This is a genomic window from Christiangramia fulva (assembly GCF_003024155.1).
In the GTDB taxonomy this organism is placed as follows: Bacteria; Bacteroidota; Bacteroidia; order Flavobacteriales; family Flavobacteriaceae; genus Christiangramia; species Christiangramia fulva.
This window is the reverse complement of sequence record NZ_CP028136.1, coordinates 2,034,394-2,053,332: the sequence shown is the minus strand read 5'-3', so window position 1 is coordinate 2,053,332 and position 18,939 is coordinate 2,034,394. Positions and strand designations below refer to the sequence as shown.

Annotated in this window: 21 protein-coding genes and 1 pseudogene; 17 read left to right on the top strand and 5 right to left on the bottom strand. The window is 40.6% G+C overall.

The genetic code is table 11. The features are described 5' to 3' along the window. Positions 1-56: 56 nt before the first annotated feature. Entirely contained in the window at positions 57-1,034 is a 978-nt protein-coding gene (locus tag C7S20_RS09385) for a pyruvate dehydrogenase complex E1 component subunit beta (protein ID WP_107012241.1), read from the bottom strand. A gap of 305 nt (positions 1,035-1,339) precedes the next feature. On the opposite strand from C7S20_RS09385, the gene C7S20_RS09380 reads away from it, so the two are divergent. The 10 genes and pseudogenes from C7S20_RS09380 to C7S20_RS09335 all read left to right on the top strand — a co-directional run bounded on the left by C7S20_RS09380 (position 1,340) and on the right by C7S20_RS09335 (position 9,963). Beyond that, positions 1,340-2,086 carry an electron transfer flavoprotein subunit beta/FixA family protein gene (locus tag C7S20_RS09380; protein ID WP_107012240.1) on the top strand — a complete coding sequence of 249 codons (747 nt, stop codon included), beginning with the start codon at positions 1,340-1,342 and terminating at the stop codon, positions 2,084-2,086. Between the two features lie 37 nt (positions 2,087-2,123). Continuing rightward, positions 2,124-3,092: an electron transfer flavoprotein subunit alpha/FixB family protein gene (locus C7S20_RS09375; protein ID WP_107012239.1), complete on the top strand. Its 969-nt coding sequence runs from the start codon at positions 2,124-2,126 to the stop codon at positions 3,090-3,092. Between the two features lie 86 nt (positions 3,093-3,178). After that, entirely contained in the window at positions 3,179-3,805 is a 627-nt protein-coding gene (locus C7S20_RS09370) for a bifunctional nuclease family protein (RefSeq protein WP_107012238.1), read from the top strand. Between the two features lie 6 nt (positions 3,806-3,811). Beyond that, positions 3,812-5,518, top strand: coding sequence for a NupC/NupG family nucleoside CNT transporter (locus tag C7S20_RS09365; RefSeq protein ID WP_107012237.1), 1,707 nt, complete (start codon positions 3,812-3,814; stop codon positions 5,516-5,518). 195 nt (positions 5,519-5,713) lie between these two features. Beyond that, a complete protein-coding gene (locus tag C7S20_RS09360) occupies positions 5,714-6,538 on the top strand; it encodes a thymidylate synthase (protein WP_107012236.1) in 825 nt (274 codons plus the stop codon). Between the two features lie 24 nt (positions 6,539-6,562). After that, complete coding sequence (locus tag C7S20_RS09355) at positions 6,563-6,940, top strand: energy transducer TonB (RefSeq protein WP_107012235.1); 378 nt, start codon at positions 6,563-6,565, stop codon at positions 6,938-6,940. A 45-nt stretch (positions 6,941-6,985) separates the two neighbouring features. Next, complete coding sequence (locus C7S20_RS09350) at positions 6,986-7,396, top strand: energy transducer TonB (protein WP_107012234.1); 411 nt, start codon at positions 6,986-6,988, stop codon at positions 7,394-7,396. 127 nt (positions 7,397-7,523) lie between these two features. Continuing rightward, on the top strand, positions 7,524-8,687 hold the full coding sequence (gene egtB, locus C7S20_RS09345; protein ID WP_107012233.1) for an ergothioneine biosynthesis protein EgtB: 1,164 nt from the start codon (positions 7,524-7,526) through the stop codon (positions 8,685-8,687). Positions 8,688-8,694: 7 nt separating this feature from the next. After that, positions 8,695-9,663 carry an L-histidine N(alpha)-methyltransferase gene (gene egtD, locus C7S20_RS09340; protein ID WP_107012232.1) on the top strand — a complete coding sequence of 323 codons (969 nt, stop codon included), beginning with the start codon at positions 8,695-8,697 and terminating at the stop codon, positions 9,661-9,663. A gap of 19 nt (positions 9,664-9,682) precedes the next feature. Beyond that, positions 9,683-9,963, top strand: a pseudogene (locus tag C7S20_RS09335) (DUF427 domain-containing protein). A gap of 29 nt (positions 9,964-9,992) precedes the next feature. On the opposite strand, the gene C7S20_RS09330 reads toward C7S20_RS09335, so the two are convergent. Together C7S20_RS09330 and C7S20_RS09325 are read right to left on the bottom strand one after the other, a co-directional pair. Continuing rightward, on the bottom strand, positions 9,993-10,283 hold the full coding sequence (locus C7S20_RS09330) for an isoamylase early set domain-containing protein (RefSeq protein WP_107014166.1): 291 nt from the start codon (positions 10,281-10,283) through the stop codon (positions 9,993-9,995). A 201-nt stretch (positions 10,284-10,484) separates the two neighbouring features. Next, the gene (locus C7S20_RS09325) at positions 10,485-11,561 is read right to left on the bottom strand and encodes an aminotransferase class V-fold PLP-dependent enzyme (protein ID WP_107014165.1); all 1,077 of its coding nucleotides are present in this window, start codon (positions 11,559-11,561) and stop codon (positions 10,485-10,487) included. Between the two features lie 63 nt (positions 11,562-11,624). Here C7S20_RS09325 and C7S20_RS09320 point away from each other — a divergent pair, with 63 nt between their 5' ends. The 5 genes from C7S20_RS09320 (at position 11,625) to fabD (ending at position 15,070) form a co-directional block, all read left to right on the top strand. Then, entirely contained in the window at positions 11,625-12,083 is a 459-nt protein-coding gene (locus tag C7S20_RS09320) for a 2TM domain-containing protein (RefSeq protein ID WP_107012231.1), read from the top strand. Between the two features lie 4 nt (positions 12,084-12,087). Then, positions 12,088-12,576 (top strand): dihydrofolate reductase, encoded by a 489-nt coding sequence (locus C7S20_RS09315; protein ID WP_107012230.1) that lies wholly within the window; start codon positions 12,088-12,090, stop codon positions 12,574-12,576. Next, complete coding sequence (locus tag C7S20_RS09310) at positions 12,557-13,417, top strand: fructosamine kinase family protein (protein ID WP_107012229.1); 861 nt, start codon at positions 12,557-12,559, stop codon at positions 13,415-13,417. The genes C7S20_RS09315 and C7S20_RS09310 overlap by 20 nt, the downstream gene beginning before the upstream one ends. A gap of 95 nt (positions 13,418-13,512) precedes the next feature. Then, on the top strand, positions 13,513-14,013 hold the full coding sequence (locus C7S20_RS09305; RefSeq protein WP_107012228.1) for a pyridoxamine 5'-phosphate oxidase family protein: 501 nt from the start codon (positions 13,513-13,515) through the stop codon (positions 14,011-14,013). Between the two features lie 175 nt (positions 14,014-14,188). Next, positions 14,189-15,070: an ACP S-malonyltransferase gene (fabD, locus tag C7S20_RS09300; RefSeq protein ID WP_107012227.1), complete on the top strand. Its 882-nt coding sequence runs from the start codon at positions 14,189-14,191 to the stop codon at positions 15,068-15,070. A gap of 197 nt (positions 15,071-15,267) precedes the next feature. On the opposite strand, the gene C7S20_RS09295 is transcribed toward fabD, so the two are convergent. Beyond that, the gene (locus C7S20_RS09295; RefSeq protein WP_107012226.1) at positions 15,268-16,401 is read right to left on the bottom strand and encodes a DegT/DnrJ/EryC1/StrS family aminotransferase; all 1,134 of its coding nucleotides are present in this window, start codon (positions 16,399-16,401) and stop codon (positions 15,268-15,270) included. 79 nt (positions 16,402-16,480) lie between these two features. Here C7S20_RS09295 and C7S20_RS09290 point away from each other — a divergent pair, with 79 nt between their 5' ends. Together C7S20_RS09290 and C7S20_RS09285 are read left to right on the top strand one after the other, a co-directional pair. Continuing rightward, positions 16,481-17,731, top strand: coding sequence for a 3-deoxy-D-manno-octulosonic acid transferase (locus C7S20_RS09290; RefSeq protein ID WP_227009145.1), 1,251 nt, complete (start codon positions 16,481-16,483; stop codon positions 17,729-17,731). A gap of 103 nt (positions 17,732-17,834) precedes the next feature. Beyond that, complete coding sequence (locus tag C7S20_RS09285) at positions 17,835-18,083, top strand: hypothetical protein (protein ID WP_107012225.1); 249 nt, start codon at positions 17,835-17,837, stop codon at positions 18,081-18,083. 70 nt (positions 18,084-18,153) lie between these two features. Here the strand turns inward: C7S20_RS09285 and C7S20_RS09280 are convergent, their stop codons facing one another. Beyond that, positions 18,154-18,921: a LexA family transcriptional regulator gene (locus tag C7S20_RS09280; RefSeq protein ID WP_107012224.1), complete on the bottom strand. Its 768-nt coding sequence runs from the start codon at positions 18,919-18,921 to the stop codon at positions 18,154-18,156. Positions 18,922-18,939: the final 18 nt, after the last annotated feature.

Here is an 18,939-nt window from a genome sequence, read left to right as displayed (position 1 = left end):
AAGCAAAAAAAAACTCCATCGATATCGATGAAGTTTCAAAGATAAGCTGAATATGTTTACTTGTACATTACCTTTTTAACGGCTTTAACAACATCTTCGCTGTTAGGCAACCATTCCTTCAGCAGAACCGGGGAATAAGGTGCCGGTGTATCGGCCGTATTCAGTTTCACAACAGGAGCATCCAGATAATCAAAAGCTTGTGACTGCACCTGGTAAGTAATTTCAGTGGCAATACTTCCAAATGGCCAGGATTCTTCAAGAACTACAAGCCTGTTGGTCTTTTTCACAGAATTGATTATCGCGTCGTGATCCATGGGACGAATAGTTCTCAAATCAATGATTTCGCAGGAGATCCCTTCTTCAGCAAGTTTTTCAGCTGCCGCATGGGCTTCTTTTATGATCTTTCCGAAAGAAACAATAGTTACATCGGTTCCTTCCCTTTTAATATCGGCTTTACCGATCTCGATCACATATTCCTCTTCCGGCACTTCACCTTTATCGCCGTACATCTGCTCACTTTCCATAAAAATAACCGGATCATCATCGCGAATCGCAGCTTTTAAAAGGCCTTTCGCATCATAAGGAGTAGAAGGAATGATAACTTTAAGTCCCGGAGTATTCGCGAACCAGTTTTCAAATGCCTGTGAGTGCGTTGCTCCCAGCTGGCCGGCAGAACCCGTAGGACCGCGAAAAACAATGGGAATATTGAATTGCCCACCGCTCATTTGCCTCATTTTAGCGGCATTATTGATGATCTGGTCGATACCAACCAGTGAAAAATTAAAAGTCATGAATTCAATAATAGGCCTGTTGCCATTCATCGCCGATCCAACGCCAATACCCGAAAATCCAAGCTCGGCAATAGGAGTGTCTATAATGCGATCGGGACCAAATTCTTCAAGCATTCCTTTGGAAGCTTTGTAGGCGCCATTATACTCGGCAACCTCTTCCCCCATTAAATAAATGCTTTCATCCCTTCGCATTTCTTCGCTCATCGCCTCGGCAACGGCTTCTCTAAATTGAATTGTCCTCATTATAATTTCTTAAATTTTATTCCTGAGGAGCAAAAATAGTAATTCAGTAAGGTAAATACCATATTTGCCGATTAAAATTTTCGGAAAGCGCTTATTTAAACGGGCTTTAAGAATTTACTTCCAAATATTCTCATTCTCCATTAATTTCTTCTGAAAGATTTTATACTGAACGCCGCATTTATTGAGAATTATCCAAAAAAATAATAGAATTTTAAGATGCATTTTACTATGCATGCATAGCTTTTTTTGATTAAAAATACTTACCTTCGTGTCGAAATCGTTTTATTAAAAAAAGAACCTGATATATGAAAATTTTAGTATGTATAAGCCATGTGCCCGATACTACCTCTAAGATCAATTTTACTGATGGGGACACTAAATTCGACACGAATGGTGTTCAATTTGTAATTAATCCGAACGACGAATTTGGTCTTACCCGTGCCATGTGGTTCAAAGAGAAACAGGGAGCTACTGTAGATGTTGTAAATGTTGGCGGAGCAGAAACCGAACCCACCTTAAGAAAGGCACTGGCCATTGGTGCAGATGCGGCAATTCGTGTGGACAACACTCCCACCGATGGATATCAGGTAGCCAAAGAACTTGCGAAAGTCGTTCAGGATGGCAATTATGACCTTATTATTGCTGGAAGGGAATCCATCGATTATAACGGCGGAATGGTGCCGGGAATGCTCGCCCAACTAATCAAAGCAAATTTCGTAAATAACTGCATAGGCCTTGAAGTTGAGGGAGACACCGCAACAGCGATAAGGGAAATAGATGGCGGTAAGGAAACACTTAAGGCTAAACTTCCACTGGTCATTGGAGGCCAAAAAGGAATTGTGGAAGAAAGCGATCTTAAGATCCCTAATATGAGAGGGATCATGCAGGCTCGTAAAAAACCTCTTAATGTGGTACAGCCTTCTGAAAGTGATATAACAACAAAAGTGGTCAAATTCGAAAAACCCGAGCCAAAAGGAGCAGTGAAACTGGTTGATCCAGAAAACCTTGATGAATTGATCGATTTGCTTCATAACGAGGCCAAGGTCATTTAAAAAGGGAAAACGAATCAAGAATTTTAAAAATCAGAAAATGTCAGTTTTAACATATATAGAATCAGAAGAAGGAAAGTTCAAAAAAGCTTCTTATGAATTAGCGTCTTACGCCCAAGAAGTTGCCGATATGCTGGGAACTTCCGTAACGGCAATTACTTTCAATGCTAATGACACTTCCGAACTTGGGAAGTATGGAGTGGATAAAGTTTTGAAAGTAAGCAGCGAGAAACTTTCCAAATTCAATGCCGAGGCCTATGCCGATGCCATTAAGCAGGCTGCCGAAAAAGAAGGTTCAAAAGTTTTAGTTATCAGCCAGAGCGCCAACGGAAAATATCTCGCCCCACTTTTAGCTGTTCAGCTTAAGGCAGGTTACGCTCCAAATGTTGTGGCTTTACCTGAAAGCACTGAACCTTTTACCGTAAAACGCGCAGCTTTTACTAATAAAGCCTTCAATTTTACTGAAATCACTACCGAGGTAAAAATCATAGGTCTTTCAAAAAATTCATTCGGTTTAAAGGAACATCCTTCCACCGCTACCGAAGAAGATTTTACTCCACAACTTTCTGATGAAGATTTTTCAGTAAATGTAGAATCGGTAGATAAAGCAAAAGATAAAGTGACCATTGCCGACGCCGAAATTGTCGTTTCTGGCGGACGCGGATTAAAAGGTCCGGAGAACTGGGGAATGATAGAAGAAATGGCCGATATTCTGGGTGCCGCTACCGCCTGCTCGAAACCGGTAAGCGACATGGGCTGGAGGCCTCACAGTGAGCACGTAGGCCAGACCGGTAAGCCGGTTGCTTCCAATTTATATATTGCCATTGGTATTTCAGGAGCTATTCAGCACCTTGCCGGAATCAATGCCGCAAAAACCAAAGTCGTCATTAATAATGATCCGGAAGCACCATTTTTTAAGGCTGCAGACTACGGTGTGGTGGGCGATGCCTTTGAAGTTGTACCCAGATTAAATGAAAAATTGAGGGAATTTAAAGAGAAAAACGCATAATTTTCATAAATTGTGCCCCATAAAAGGGCTGTCTAAATGCGGCTAACTGTCCTTATTTAGGCAGCTTTTTTAATTGATTTTGATGTATGAGTTTAGTGCGCCTGAATATTAAAGGAATTTCTTACAGTCAAACACAAAACGGTGCTTACGCCCTGATCCTCAACGAGGTTGGTGGCGACCGCAAGCTGCCTATAGTAATTGGAGCATTTGAGGCTCAATCTATTGCCATAGCGCTGGAGAAAGAGATAAAACCTCCGCGACCGCTTACCCATGATCTCTTCAAAAATTTTTCAGACAGGTTTGAAATTGTTGTAAAACAGGTGATCATCCATAAACTGGTAGACGGTGTTTTCTACTCCAGTCTCATCTGCGAAAGGGATGGGATCGAAGAGATCATCGATGCGAGAACAAGTGATGCTATTGCGCTGGCACTCCGTTTTAACGCTCCTATTTTTACTTATAAGAATATCCTCGATAAGGCCGGAATTTACCTGAAAGTCGAAGAGCGGCAGAGCGAAAAAGAAGAAAAGAAAGAAGAAGAGATACTTTCAGACGAATTATTGAAAGAAGAGATCGAAATGACCTCTGATGAAAGTTCTGATTATAAAAAAATGTCGCTGGAAGAACTTAAAGAGCTCCTGTCACAGGCTGTTGCAAAAGAAGATTATGAAAAAGCAGCGCGCCTCAGGGATGAAATTTCCAAAAGAAAATAACCTAAAATGAATAAAACCTGGCATTGCCTGCTGCTCAGCCTTTTCTTTATTTCTGCAGCATTTTCCCAGAATATTTCCCAGACCTGGCAATTCGAAAAAGATACCGATAGCCTTTCCCAACAACAAACTTTTCCCAATACCCAGTACCTTCGTTTTGACGAAGGCAGGTTTAGCTTTCTGGATAGTACGGCAAAAGACACACTGGCTAAAGGTGACTATCTTTATCAAAATAACCTGCTGGTCCTTTTTTATAATTCGCCAAAAGACAGTGTTCAGCATTTGCGGGTAACAGAACTCACAGATTCATCCCTTGTCATCAACAGCAGCGGCCAAAATCTTCGGTTAAAAATTAATAATCCCACGGTAAATGAAGCTGTTCCCGCTTCAACGGCCAAAGAGATCATTCCAAGCGCCGGAATAAGCACCTCCAGTATCCTGCGGGGAATACTGGGAATGTTCGCACTTATTTTAATAGCCTTCCTTTTTAGCAGCAACAAAAAAGGCATAAACTGGAAAACAGTGGGCCTGGGTCTGGCTGCACAGCTGCTACTTGCCATAGGTGTTTTAAAAATTGAAATTGTCCAGGATATCTTTGAGTTCGTAGGACAAATATTTGTTCTTATACTTGATTTTACCGAAGCCGGAAGTGAATTCCTTTTAGGTGATCTAATGGATGCGAATTCCTTCGGGTTTATTTTCCTTTTCCAGATACTGCCCACGGTAATTTTCTTTTCGGCATTAACATCGGTACTTTTTTATTTGGGAGTTATACAGGTAGTTGTAAAAGGAATGGCCTGGGTACTTACCAAATTACTGGGAATTTCAGGCCCGGAAAGTTTAAGTGTAGCCGGGAATATTTTCCTCGGTCAAACTGAAGCGCCTCTTTTGATCAAAGCCTATTTGGAAAGAATGACACGCTCTGAAATTCTCCTGGTCATGGTTGGCGGAATGGCAACAGTAGCCGGTGGCGTACTCGCCGCTTACATCGGTTTCCTTGGTGGTGAAGATCCGGAACTGAGGCTGCAATTCGCAAAACACCTGTTAACTGCCTCGGTAATGGCTGCGCCCGGCGCGGTGGTAATTTCAAAAATTTTATATCCACAAACCGAAAAAATTAATACCGATGTGGAAGTATCCGCCAATAAAATAGGTTCGAATATACTCGACGCCATAGCAAACGGTACTACGGAAGGACTTAAACTGGCAGCGAATGTGGCGGCTATGCTTCTTGTATTTATAGCATTTATCGCCATGATCAATTATATTTTAGGCTGGATAGGAGGCTGGAGCCATTTGAATATGCTGATGGCCGAATACACACCTTACGAAAAATTCTCTTTGGAGTCGGTTCTCGGACTCATTTTCGCTCCATTGATGTGGATCATTGGAGTCGCTAAAGAAGACATTATGCTGATGGGCCAGCTGCTGGGAATAAAACTTGCCGCAAGTGAATTTGTTGGCTACATTCAACTCGCCGAGCTTAAGAATCCGGTGAACGCGCTTAGCCTTAACTACGAGAAGTCTGTTATAATGGCTACTTATATGTTGTGCGGATTCGCAAATTTCGCTTCCATTGGTATACAGATTGGTGGAATTGGCTCTCTCGCTCCGGGCCAAAGAAAAACACTTTCAGAATTTGGTATGAAAGCTCTGATAGGAGGGACAATTGCATCCCTGCTTTCTGCAACTATCGCGGGAATGATCATTGGATAAATAGTATTGAGTATTGAGTATTGAGTATTGAGTTATACTAAATTCAAAAAGTTGAAAAACTATTGATAAGTTGAATAAAAAACAGCATCCATAATCGATGCTGTTTTTCTATTTTAGTCTGCATATCAAATTTTTAGAACTCCCGAAGTGAATTTGGCATCGCAACTGGTTCACTTTAAAATAACAGCATAAAAAATGAAACAATATCACGAACTTCTTAAGCATGTACTTGAAAACGGAACCGATAAAGGAGATCGTACCGGCACAGGAACAAGAAGCCTTTTTGGTTACCAGATGCGCTTCGACCTTAGCGAAGGTTTCCCCATGGTCACCACGAAAAAATTACACCTGAAATCTATCATTTACGAATTGTTATGGTTCCTGAAAGGCGACACAAATGTGAAATACCTTCAGGAAAACGGGGTTCGCATCTGGAACGAATGGGCCGATGAAAATGGAAATCTGGGACCGATTTATGGCCATCAGTGGCGAAATTGGAACAGCGAAGAGATTGACCAGATCAGTGAGGTAATTGAAACGCTTAAAAAAAATCCCAATAGCCGGCGCATGCTGGTATCGGCATGGAATCCCTCGGTGTTACCTGATACTTCAAAATCTTTTTCAGAAAATGTGGCTAACGGGAAAGCTGCCCTCCCACCCTGTCACGCCTTTTTTCAATTTTATGTAGCCGATGGAAAACTATCCTGTCAGCTCTACCAACGCAGTGCCGATGTATTCCTCGGGGTGCCTTTCAACATTGCCTCTTATGCGCTACTAACAATGATGATGGCACAGGTTTGCGGTTATGAGGCCGGAGATTTTGTTCATACTTTCGGCGATGTACACATTTACAGCAACCATATGGAGCAGGTAAAACTTCAGCTAAGCAGAACCCCAAAACCGCTCCCAACGATGAAATTAAACCCAAAAGTCAAAGATATTTTTGATTTTAAGTTTGAAGATTTTAAATTAGAAAATTATGATCCGCATCCTGGCATTAAAGCCAGTGTGGCTGTTTAATTCTAATTTTAAATTTTTATTACCATGAAGAAATTATTAGTTATTACATGTTTTTTACTAGGTGGGCTCAGCCTTGCCAATGCACAACAAAAATCACCCGTCTGGCCGGGCTGTGAAAATGCCAAAAATGTAAAAAAATGTTTTAACCAAAAACTTTCCCAACACGTAAGGGCGAAATATGTATATCCCAAGAACGACCAGGGGCAATACGAAAGAGGAAAAGTGAAAGTAACTTTTACAATTCAAAAAAATGGGGAGGTTGTTGTAAATGAAGTTACGGGTAAAAATCCTGCCGTGAACCAGGCCGCTAAAGAAATGCTTCAGAAAATCCCAAAAATGAAACCCGGAACCCTGAATGGTGAGCCGGACGACAGGGAGTTCACCCTTTCATTTAATTTTTAATTAACCCGGCCGAAAGGCCATTGCCCCAAACCTAATTTTTAAACTATGAAAAAGCTATTTTTAATATTCTTTGTCTTTATCGGTATTCAGGCCTTTGCGCAGGAAGGCGTAAAAGTCGAGGGAAACACTATCACTATTAAAGAAACTACCCCTGTATGGCCGGGCTGCGAAAATAACAGTGATAAAGACGAGTGTTTTAACAAGATGTTTATGCAGCATCTGAAAAAAACCTATAAATATCCGAAGAACGATAAGGGAGAATATATTCGCGGCAAAGCTACCGTTTCTCTTGAAATCAATGAAAAAGGAAAGGCCGTGGTAAAATCGATTGAAGGCAAACACCCTGAAATCAATGCCGAAGTAAAAAAAATGGTGGAGGCAATGCCCATTATGAAACCCGGTATGCGCGGCGGCAAACCTGTGGCAATCAAGTACACCATCCCGCTAAATTTCTAAATTGCTGTTAAGCCAGGGGGTTAAACATTTGCAAAACAAGTTTAACGTCACCTTAACGCATTCTTAGGAAGCGAACTTTGTAAAAATTGTAAATTTGAGTGGTACATATAAAGTATCACTCTTTTTTATGCTTTCACAAGAAGAACTAATTGAACTTTTCAAAAAAACAAGGGCAGATTCCGAACATATCTGCTCGTTTCTGGAAACCGAAGATTATGTGGTTCAGCCCATCGTTGATGTCTCGCCTCCAAAATGGCACCTTGGCCATACCACCTGGTTTTTTGAAGAATTTGTCCTGAAAAAATATTCCAATAGCCACCAGCTTTATGATGAGAATACCGCTTACGTTTTCAATAGTTACTATGAAAGTGTGGGCGAAAAGGTAATTCGCACCAACCGCGGAAACCTTTCCAGGCCTACCGTTGCATGGATCTATAATTTCAGAAAATATGTTACCGATGCCGTTCTGGATCTTTTAAAAAACAAAAAGCTTGATGAAGAAGCTCTTGCCGTTCTGGAAATTGGTTGTCATCATGAAAAACAACACCAGGAGCTGCTTTATACCGATATTAAATATATACTGGGAAATAATCCGCTTTTTCCCAAATACAACGATGAATTTGAAGAAAATCCCGTCCAGGAATTCGATCGTGAATGGATAAAAATTCCTGAAGGAATCTACGAAATTGGCCATAAATCTGATGATTTCTGCTATGACAACGAAAAAGGCCTTCACAAGGTTTTTCTCTGCGATTATGAAATTTCGAATAAACTGGTCACCAATAAAGAATTCATTGACTTTATTGACGACGGAGGTTATGAAGATGTTTTGCTGTGGCATGCCGAAGGCTGGGACTGGGTGAATGAAAACGAGATTTCGGCTCCCTCCTACTGGCATAAAATCAATGAAGAATGGCATCAATATACCTTAGGTGGACTCCAGAAACTCAACCTGAATGCGCCGGTAACCCATATTTCATATTATGAGGCTTTTGCCTATTCACAATGGAAAGGAATGCGACTTCCAACTGAAGAAGAATGGGAAACAGCCCAATCTAAATTTGAATGGGGAAGTCGCTGGGAATGGACCGAAAGTGCCTATTCACCCTATCCGGGTTATAAAAAAGCCGATGGCGCACTTGGTGAGTACAATGGTAAATTCATGGTCAACCAGAAAGTCCTGCGTGGCGGCTCGGTAGTTACTCCCCAAAACCATACACGACCTACTTACCGCAATTTTTTTCATCCACAATTAAGGTGGCAGTTTACCGGTTTCCGATTAGTTAAATAATAAATAAATGAACACAACCACCAGGACTATGTTTGAGTCTGCTTTTGCCGAAGACACATATAAGGGGCTCACGAGTTATCCCAAATACCTGCTTTCAAAATATATCTACGATGAAAAGGGAGACAAATTGTTCCAGAAGATCATGGATATGCCTGAATATTATCTTACGCAGTGTGAGTTTGAAATCCTGGAACAAAACGCTGCTGAAATCTGCTCGGCTTTCAGTGAGAAAGAGGCTTTTGATCTCATCGAACTCGGAGCGGGAGATGGTAAAAAAACTAAAATTCTTCTGAAAGAACTTCTGAAAAATAGCGATGATTTTAAGTATCTGCCGATAGATATAAGCCAGCATGCTCTGGATGAACTCCAAAAATCTTTAAAAAAGGAACTTCCTGAAGCAAAAGTTTCACCGCAACAGGGAACTTATTTTAAAACCCTTGAAGAGCTGGCAGAATATAACAGACGGAAGAAGGTAATTTTGTTTCTCGGCAGTAATATCGGGAACTTATTACACAAAGATGCGGTAATCTTTTTATCGAATATCGCTAAAGCCATGGATAAGGATGACATGCTTTTTATGGGCTTTGACCAGAAAAAAGACCCGAAAAAAATTCTTGATGCCTACAATGATCCTAACGGAATAACCGAAGCCTTCAACAAAAATTTACTGGTACGTATTAATAAGGAATTAGGCGGAGATTTCAATCCGGATAGCTTTAAACACTGGGAAACCTATGATCCCGAAACCGGAACGGCAAAAAGTTTTTTGGTTAGCAGTATTGAGCAGAATGTAAAAATTCAAAAACTGGAACTGGAAGTCCATTTTGACAGCTGGGAAAGTATTCACACCGAAATTTCCCAGAAATATGACGATTCCATAGTAAAATGGCTGGCCAGTGAGGCAGGATTGAAAGTTGAACAAACTTTCACAGATTCAGCAGGTTTTTACAAAAATTATATCTTTAAGAAAAACTAAACCTTAGAGATATAATATTATGAAAGCGATCTGGAACCAACACGTAATTGCAGAAAGTGAAGATACCAGGACCGTTGAGGATACTCACTATTTTCCCATGGAAGATATTCACAAGGAATATTTCGTTCACAGCAATATGGAAGGCATTGCCCATGGAAAGGCAGGGCTGCTTATTTCCATATAAAAGTAGCCGGGGAAATCAATAAAGACGCTGCCTGGTATTTTCCGCAGACAAGCTATGCTGCCCGCCCGATAAAAAATTTCGTGGCATTCCGGAATGGAGTAAAGCTTATTCCCTAATTTTTACCTCATCCAGAATACCGAAAAATTTAAACTACAAGTACGCTGTTCTCAGTTGAAGCATATTCGTTCCATTCCAAACGATCGGCTTCAGGTTCATTAACCCATTCACCGTCTATGATATACTTGAACTGATATTCTTTATCTACCGGCAGGTTCACCTGACCCTTAAAATTGCCGTTTTTGAATTTTTTTAGTTTAGTAGATTTCCAGTTATTGAAATCTCCTGCTACCTCCACATTGTTTGCATCTTTCGCTGGCACATTAAAAGTGACCTTACACTCAGGTTTTGACTTTAAATACTGTTTTGTAATTGACATGGCTAAAAAATTAAAATTTCCATTGGCCAAATTAAATTAATAAATTTTTACAAAACAATAAAAATCAAAAGCTTAGCTTCATTTTTTCGATATTCTGATATTTTTATGTTATTTAAAGGCGACATACAAATTCGCAATCGTTATCATAAAGATATCTTCAAAATATTTGAAACCTAAATCCCTGGAATTTGCATCTAAAACTTAAATTTTTAACAGCTTAAAAAGGAGTTTAAGCTCATCTTCGGTATTAAAATAATGCATACTCACTCTAATTCCATCCCCTCTGCGGGAGGTAATAACTCCTTCGCTTCTAAGTTTTTCAGATAGTTTTTCGTCACCTTTTATATTGAAAAGTGGGGCAATATCGGGTCTTTCTCCAATCCAGGGTTCAATTAAACCGGCTTCCAGAAACTTTTGCGCTGCACCATTTTTGAGTTTTTTCACCTGGGTTTCTATATTTTCCATTCCTTTTTCCTTGATCACGTCAATAGCTACTTTCAAACTTCCGTAATTGAGCGTATCCTGATGACCAGGCTCAAATTTACCTATGAAATTCCCTTCGTGAGCTTTATATTTTCCCTGCAACGAACCAAAACCTAAATGTTTTGGAGATATCTTTCCCTGAATATCGTCGTTAAAAAGCATAAAACCATTTCCGTAGCCGCCATTCAGCCATTTATAACAACTGCTAATGACAACGTCTATATTGGTTTCATCAAATTTGAAATTTTCAGTTCCCAGGTATTGAGTGCCATCGGCGATAAGGATCAAATCGGGAAATTTCTGCTTCAGTTCTTTGAGAAAATCAATACCCAGCTTAACTCCGTTTATATACTGAACAATACTAAAAGCAAAGAAATCTGGTTTTTCCTTTTCAATTTTCTGAAGGATATTATCCTCAAGATTTTGATCAATTTTAGCAAAAACCGTTTCAAATTTTCGCGATTTCACTGGCCAGTTAATAGAAGGATAATCATTCTCGAGCAGCAAAGCCTTTTTATCACCAGAAATGCTTTCCAGAAGACTATTGAAGCCGTACGAGAAATTAGGCACAAGGGCAACCCGATTTGGAGCACAATGGAAAAAATCACCTACCGCTTCCCTAACTTCTGTTAAAACCTCGCCCTGTTTTTCCTTTAAAATACTGGCCTGAATTAAGAAATCCAGGTCGTGATCCTGGCGGAATTCCCAGACTTTTTCAGGAAGAAGTCCCGAAGCAGCCGTATTTAAGTAGGTATATTGTTGCAGTACCGGGAAGCCTTTTCTTAAATTATCCATAAGCATTTGGGGTGTTCTTTTTTTTAACAGTAAATTTGATAGTACACTAATGTAAACCGAATTATGTTCTCTAAAAAGAAAAACGAATCTAAAATAGATTACGAGCAACGTGAGTTGTATGAAAATGCAAGGCGTCGCACCCGGGAAAAGAAAAGACTTTTTCGTCATTTCGTAATCTTTCTTATCGGCGCGGTTTTGCTCATTGTGCTCAATGAGGTAATAGGCTGGCAGCAGGATTTTCAAATTTTGGGCTATGACTGGTTTGTCTGGGCCGTTTTACTGTGGGCTTTAATTTTGATCATTCATTTTTTCAATGTCTTTATCGTAAACAGTTTTATGGGAAAAGAATGGGAAGCAAAAGAAACCGATCGGCTGGTTAAAAAGCAAAAAGAAAAAATTGCCCTTCTTAAGGAAAAAGTGGAAAGAGAACATCCATTGCCGGAAAATAAAAAAAAGCCCGGACCCGAAGATGACAATAAACCAACCCGTCCGCTTGATCCCCGGGGACCCATAAACAGTTAGGTTAATGATAACAATGATTGCCGCTGCCGCGGAAAATAATGCACTTGGAAAAGATAATGATCTCGTCTGGCATTTACCAGATGACTTCAGGCGTTTTAAAAGACTAACGAGTGATCATTATATTATTATGGGCAGGAAAACCTTCGAAACTTTTCCAAAGTTACTGCCCGACCGGACCCATGTTGTGATCACGCGACAGGAAGATTACCAGCCCAAAGGAGTGATCGTGGTACAATCGCTGGTAGAAGCACTGAAAGTTTCAAAACTGGATCCGCAGGTTTTTATTATTGGCGGCGGCGAGATCTACAGGCAGGGAATGGAATATGCGGACAGGATAGAGCTTACGCGCGTGCATGGGAAATTTGATGCAGATACCTTTTTCCCTGCGATCAGGGAAGATGAATGGAAGCTTATAAAGGAAGAACATCACCCTGCCGATGATAAACATAAATACGCTTTTACTTACAAGACTTATGACCGACGAAAAGATTAATGACGTACTTGGAAAAATTGCTGAAGAAAATGATCTCAGGTTTTCAGAATCCTTTCCTTTAACCGGCGGAGATATTAATGAAGTCTTTGTTCTAAAAGGAAACGAAGAAAAATTCGTGGTAAAAATAAATGATGCCGATAAGTACCCCGGCATGTTCGAAGCCGAAAAACTGGGACTTGAAAAACTGCTTGAACCTGATAAAATTGATGTACCAAAACCCTTTAAAAACGGTATAATTGACAACAAAAGCTATCTGCTTCTCGAACATAAGGAATCGGCCCCAATGCATCCCGATTTCTGGAAGATCTTCGGAGAAAAGCTGGCTAAACTGCACCAGGTTTCGGCTGACCAGTTCGGACTCGAAAAAAACAATTATATAGGAAGCCTGCCGCAGTATAATGAAAACAAAACTTCGGCTTCAGAATTCTACATTGAAATGAGGCTAAAACCTCAACTTAAAATGGCAGAAGTAAACGGCTTTAAACTAAAAATTAACGATTCCTTTTTTAAAAATATCAAAAATGAGATTCCCGATGAAAAACCTTCCCTGATCCATGGTGATCTTTGGAATGGCAATTTCATTATTAATAAAGAGGGAGAACCCTGCCTGATCGATCCCGCGACAGCCTATGCTCCACGGGAGATGGATATCGGGATGATGCATTTATTCGGGGGATTCAATGACGAACTTTTCAACCGGTACAACGAGGTATTTCCTTTAGAAAATGGATGGAAAGACCGAATACCCCTTTGGGAACTCTACTATCTCCTGGTTCACCTGAATATTTTCGGCGGCGCCTATAAATCCCAGGTTACTTCGATCATCAGCCATTATAGCTGATTTTGCATTTCTTAACAGGCACAATACCTTTTTTAGCACTTCCTTAGCGCAAAAGACTGTTTTGCTAAAGTATATTCAGAAAAAACAGTTAGACTATGAGTACTAAGAATTTATATGATAAAAATGCGAGGGAAAAGATCAAATCTTTGGTCGAGGATATCAAAACCGGAATTCTGGTCACCGATATGCTTTCAAAACCATTGAGTGCTATCCCAATGACGGCCAAAGAGGTAGACGAGCATGGCGCGATCTGGTTTTTGAGCAGAAGTGACAGTGAACACAACAAGAATATTGAAAAAGACAGGGATGTACAATTGCTGTTCAGCGACAATTCAGATAAAGAATACATCAGCATCTTTGGCGAAGCTTTTATTGAAACGAACAGGCAAGTTCTGAATGAACTTTATTCAAAAGTTGATGACGCCTGGTTTGAAAAAGGAAAAGACGATCCAAAATTGACCGGTATAAAAGTCAATCCTAAAGAGGCTTATTACTGGGATACCAAAACCAACAAATACATCACCCTCTTTAAAATAGGAATGGCTGCAGCAGGCAAAGATACCGACATTGGCGAAAAAGGAAAATTAGAACTTTAAAGACTGTATTTGTCGGAAAAGACCTCGTAACCGCTCTTTTGTTATGAGGTCTTTTTATTTATGCCTAATTTTGGGGAGGCAGAAAACTTGACAAAACAGCCATACAGATCCTTAGGTCATTCAAAATGTTGAGTGCCTTATTTGCATCTGAAATAGAAAAACTAAAAAAAAAAAGATGAAAGCCTATATTTTTCCGGGCCAGGGAGCCCAATTTTCAGGAATGGGAGCCGATCTATATGAGAAATCGGCCGAAGCCAAAGACCTTTTCCAGCAGGGCAATGATATTTTAGGTTTTAAGATTACAGATATCATGTTTGAAGGCACCGCTGAAGATCTTAAGCAAACAAAGGTCACTCAGCCCGCCATTTTCCTTCATTCCGTAATTCTAAGTAAGGTCCTGGGAGATAGTTTTAAACCCGATATGGTGGCAGGCCATTCTCTTGGGGAATTTTCAGCCCTTGTAGCAAATAAGGTTTTGAATTTTGAAGACGGCTTAAAGCTTGTTTTTAAAAGGGCCCAGGCGATGCAGGAAGCCTGTGAACTTGAACCATCTACCATGGCTGCAGTTTTGGGACTGGAAGACGAAGTGGTGGAAGAAATTTGTTCAGAAACCGAAGGCATTGTGGTGGCTGCCAATTATAACTGCCCCGGACAACTGGTGATCTCAGGTGAAGTTGATGCCGTGGAAAAAGCCTGTGTGGCTTTAAAAGACAGGGGAGCAAGAAGAGCGATGATACTTCCGGTTGGCGGCGCATTTCACTCGCCATTGATGGAACCGGCTAGAAAAGACCTGGCAGCAGCCATTGAAAATACCCACTTCAACAAGCCTATTTGCCCTGTTTATCAGAACGTAACCACCTCGGCGGTTAGCAATCCTGATGAGATCAGGAAAAATCTTGAATATCAACTCACTTCCCCGGTAAAATGGACACAATCAGTTCAGAATATGATCAAGGATGGCGCCAGTGAATTTATTGAGGTTGGCCCCGGAAAAGTGCTCCAGGGACTGGTAAAGAAAATCGACCGCAATGCCGAAACTTCTTCAGCCGAAATTTAGAATAATTAGCATAAACTGTCTGAAATTTCCAACACGTCAAGCTGAATTTATTTCAGAAGATCCTGAAACAAGTTCAGGATGACAAAAATTGAAAGTTTTAGACAGTTTTTTTATTCTGATTTAAATTCTTCTTATCATAAATTTCACCTTCTCAAGAGTATCTTTCCATCAGGAAATATTCTTTCTTCTAAAGAATGTTAGCTGTTTAGAAAATCCTTGATGGTGGTCGCGATAAAATCGATTTGATCATCTTCCAATTCGGTATGCATGGGGAGCGAGATCACTTCTTTCACAAGTCGGTTTGTCACCGGAAAATCCTTATCATTATATCTTGGATCTTCGTAAGCCTTTTGCTTATGCAGTGGAATAGGATAATAAATCCCAAACGGAATGCCTTTTTCCTGAAGGTGTTTTGCCAGGGCATCGCGTTTTCCGTTTTTGACCTGAAGCGTGTACTGATGATACACATGAGTGTCATCTTTACCGGCCAAAACCGGAGTTATAACCTGAGATTCACCTTTTAAAGCTTCATTATATTTTTGTGCCGCGTCCCTCCTCGCCTGGTTATAAAGGTCGAGTTTTGGCAATTTCGCGCGGAGTACTGCTGCCTGAAAGCTGTCCAGACGCGAATTTACACCTACCACATCGTGATGGTATCTTTCGTACATACCATGATTAACGATCCCGCGGATGGTATGGGCCAGGGAATTATTATCAGTAAAAATTGCACCGCCATCGCCATAGCCGCCAAGATTTTTAGATGGAAAAAAAGAAGTCGCTGCTATGTCACCAATGGTTCCGGCCTTTTTAGTCTTTCCTTCCGAGCTGTGATAATTCGCGCCAATCGCCTGTGCATTATCTTCAATTACATAAAGTTTATGTTCCCGTGCTATGTCCATGATGGCATCCATATTGGCAGCCTGGCCGAATAAATGCACGGGGACTATGGCCCGTGTGCGGGGAGTTATGGCCCTTTTTACCGCTTCAGGATCTATGTTGAAAGTTTCGGGATCTACATCAACAAGAACCGGCGTTAGCTGAAGCAGCGCGATCACCTCAACGGTAGCTGCAAAGGTAAAATCGGCAGTGATCACCTCATCACCGGGTTTTAAATCAAGGCCCATCATGGCAATTTGAAGCGCATCGGTTCCATTGGCACAGGGGATAACGTGCTTAACACCCAAATATTCTTCCATTTCTTTCTGAAAAGAATGCACCTGAGGGCCATTTATAAAAGCCGTGCTGTCAAAAACCTCCTGGAAAGAAGCATTTACTTCATTTTTTATACCTTCATACTGACCCTGAAGGTCAACCATCTGAATCTTTTTCATTTGCTAATTTTTAGGGCTACGAAAATACGAAATATGACACCTACTAACAATCGATTTATCAGGAAAGGCCTATTTTAGCATGCTCAAAAGGAAATCGTTGCATAGTATCTACAATTTTTTAATCTACTCAGCACAAAATCTGCTGAAAACTGCAGGAATTTTCAGTCCGAAACTGGCAGAATTCACCAAAGGAAGAAAGCAGCTTTTCCAGGATCTGAAGGAAAAAGTTCAGGCAGAGGAGAAGTATATTTGGATACATGCAGCTTCACTGGGAGAATTTGAAATGGCAGTGCCCGTTATGAAGATGCTCAGGAAGAATTATCCTCAAAAAAAGATCCTTATAAGTTTTTTTTCGCCCTCGGGATTTAAAAACAAAAAGAAACATCCCCTGGTGGATATTTTCACCTACCTGCCTCTGGATACTCCGGCGAATGCTCGAAAATTCCTGGATATCGTCCAACCGGAAATGGCCATTTTCATAAAATATGATTTCTGGCCAAATTTTTTAAAAGAACTAAAGCAAAGAAAAATAAGAAGTTTCCTGGTTTCAGGGGTTTTCAGGAAAGACCAGCTTTTTTTTAAAAGTTATGGAAAATGGATGCGAAATTCCCTCGAAGCATTTGAGCATTTTTTCGTTCAGGATAAGGAATCACAGCGCCTTCTGGCCGAGCTCGGATTTACAAATTCAACTGTTGCCGGGGATACCCGTTTTGACCGTGTGGCTGCACAATTAGAAAGCGATAATCACATCGATTTCCTTGAGGATTTCTGCGGAAGCGAAACCATTATTGTTTTTGGTAGCACCTGGCCCGAAGACGAAGAATTATTTGTCGAAGCCATTAACAAGACTAAAAAAGGAAAATTCATCATCGCCCCTCATGAGATCAAGGCTGAAAAGATCGAAGATCTCGTCAAAAAATTGACCCTTCCTTCGGTTCTATTTTCTGAAAAAGAAGCCAAAGATCTTTCAGAATACAGGGTTTTTATCCTGGACACCATCGGGTATCTTGGCCGTGCCTATTCGTACGCCAACATTGCTTATGTAGGTGGCGCCGCCGGAAAAACAGGTTTACACAATATCCTGGAACCTGCAACTTTCGGGGTTCCCATCATCACTGGAAAAAATATCAGCAAATTTCCCGAAGCTCGAAAACTTCAAAAACTGGCAGGACTTTTTTCAGTTGAAAATAAAGACGAACTGACCGAAATTCTTCAAAAATTGCTTAAAAACGAGAATTTCAGGGAAAAAACCGGGATGATCAGCGAACATTTCGTAAACAGCAATACCGGTGCCACCAGGCTGCTTGAAAGCTATCTCAGCAAAGCCTAATTCTTTATTTTAGAGATATTTAGCAATAATTTAGCATGACTTTAAAAGAAAGTCGGCTGAAGCCCTCTACATTTGTTAAAAGTAATACCAAAAAACCAGAAAGATGAAAAAGACAATTTTAATGCTCGCAATGGTATTTTCCATGGGAATATTTGTTACTTCCTGTAGAGATACTAATGAGGACAGAAATGATAATACCGAGATGAGAGACGATGCCGATGAAGTTGGCAATGATATTGAAGGTGCCGCCAATGATGTTGGTGATGCAGTAGAAAATGCGGCTGACGAAACCGGCGATGCAATCGATGATGCTGCTAATGATGTACAGGACGAAACCAATGACGACTATTAGATTAGGTCATTGTTTTTAAACACTAACCAGCCTGGAAAAGCCTTTTTGTACTATAAACAAAAAGGCTTTTCTATTTTTTAAAAGATTTCAATTCCTTTTTAAGTTCTTGCATAGACTGCTGTAATTCCTGGAAAAGGCTGCTATTCGAGGGATTATCGAGATTAAAGGTGAGTTTTGAATTCACCTGCCATAATTCCTGGATTTCGCTAACGCTAATTTCCAAAGGAAGATATTCCTCGTTAAGAGAGATCAACAGGACCTTGGAAGGATCGGGCAATTTCTGCAGTTTTTTCACCAGCACAGAATCATACATAACCACCACATGAACCCGGTTATTACTGGCTTCTTCAAGGCCCGCGACGGCTTTCCCCATCACCCACTCGCCAGGCCGGTAATCGGGGAGCATACTATCCCCCTCCACCTGAAATCCTCGATAGGTAGCATTCCTGAATTCCGGCAGCGGAATATCAAATGCAGGTAGTTGATTGTACCATTCAACATCCTGGATATTATGCGGGTATCCAGCGGCGGCCTTTTGGTTTACGAGCACGATATTCTCGTTATCAGAATTATCTACCGTTACTACTTTAGGGCTTACATCTCCCTGGGAAACTTTCAAATATTTCTGGCCGCTATCCCCAAACAACCACAAAGGATTAATTCCAAACTGCCGCAAGAGCTCAGCAACAATTTTACCTGAGAGCCGCGTCCTTCCCCGTTCAATATCGGCTGTAGAATTTTTGATACCCAGAAGGGAAGCGAATTCAGCCTGGGTATAATTATTTTCTTCCCTTACTTCTTTAAAGTGTTTGATTTCAATAGATCCGGGTGTGCCCATAATAGTTATTTTGGAAAT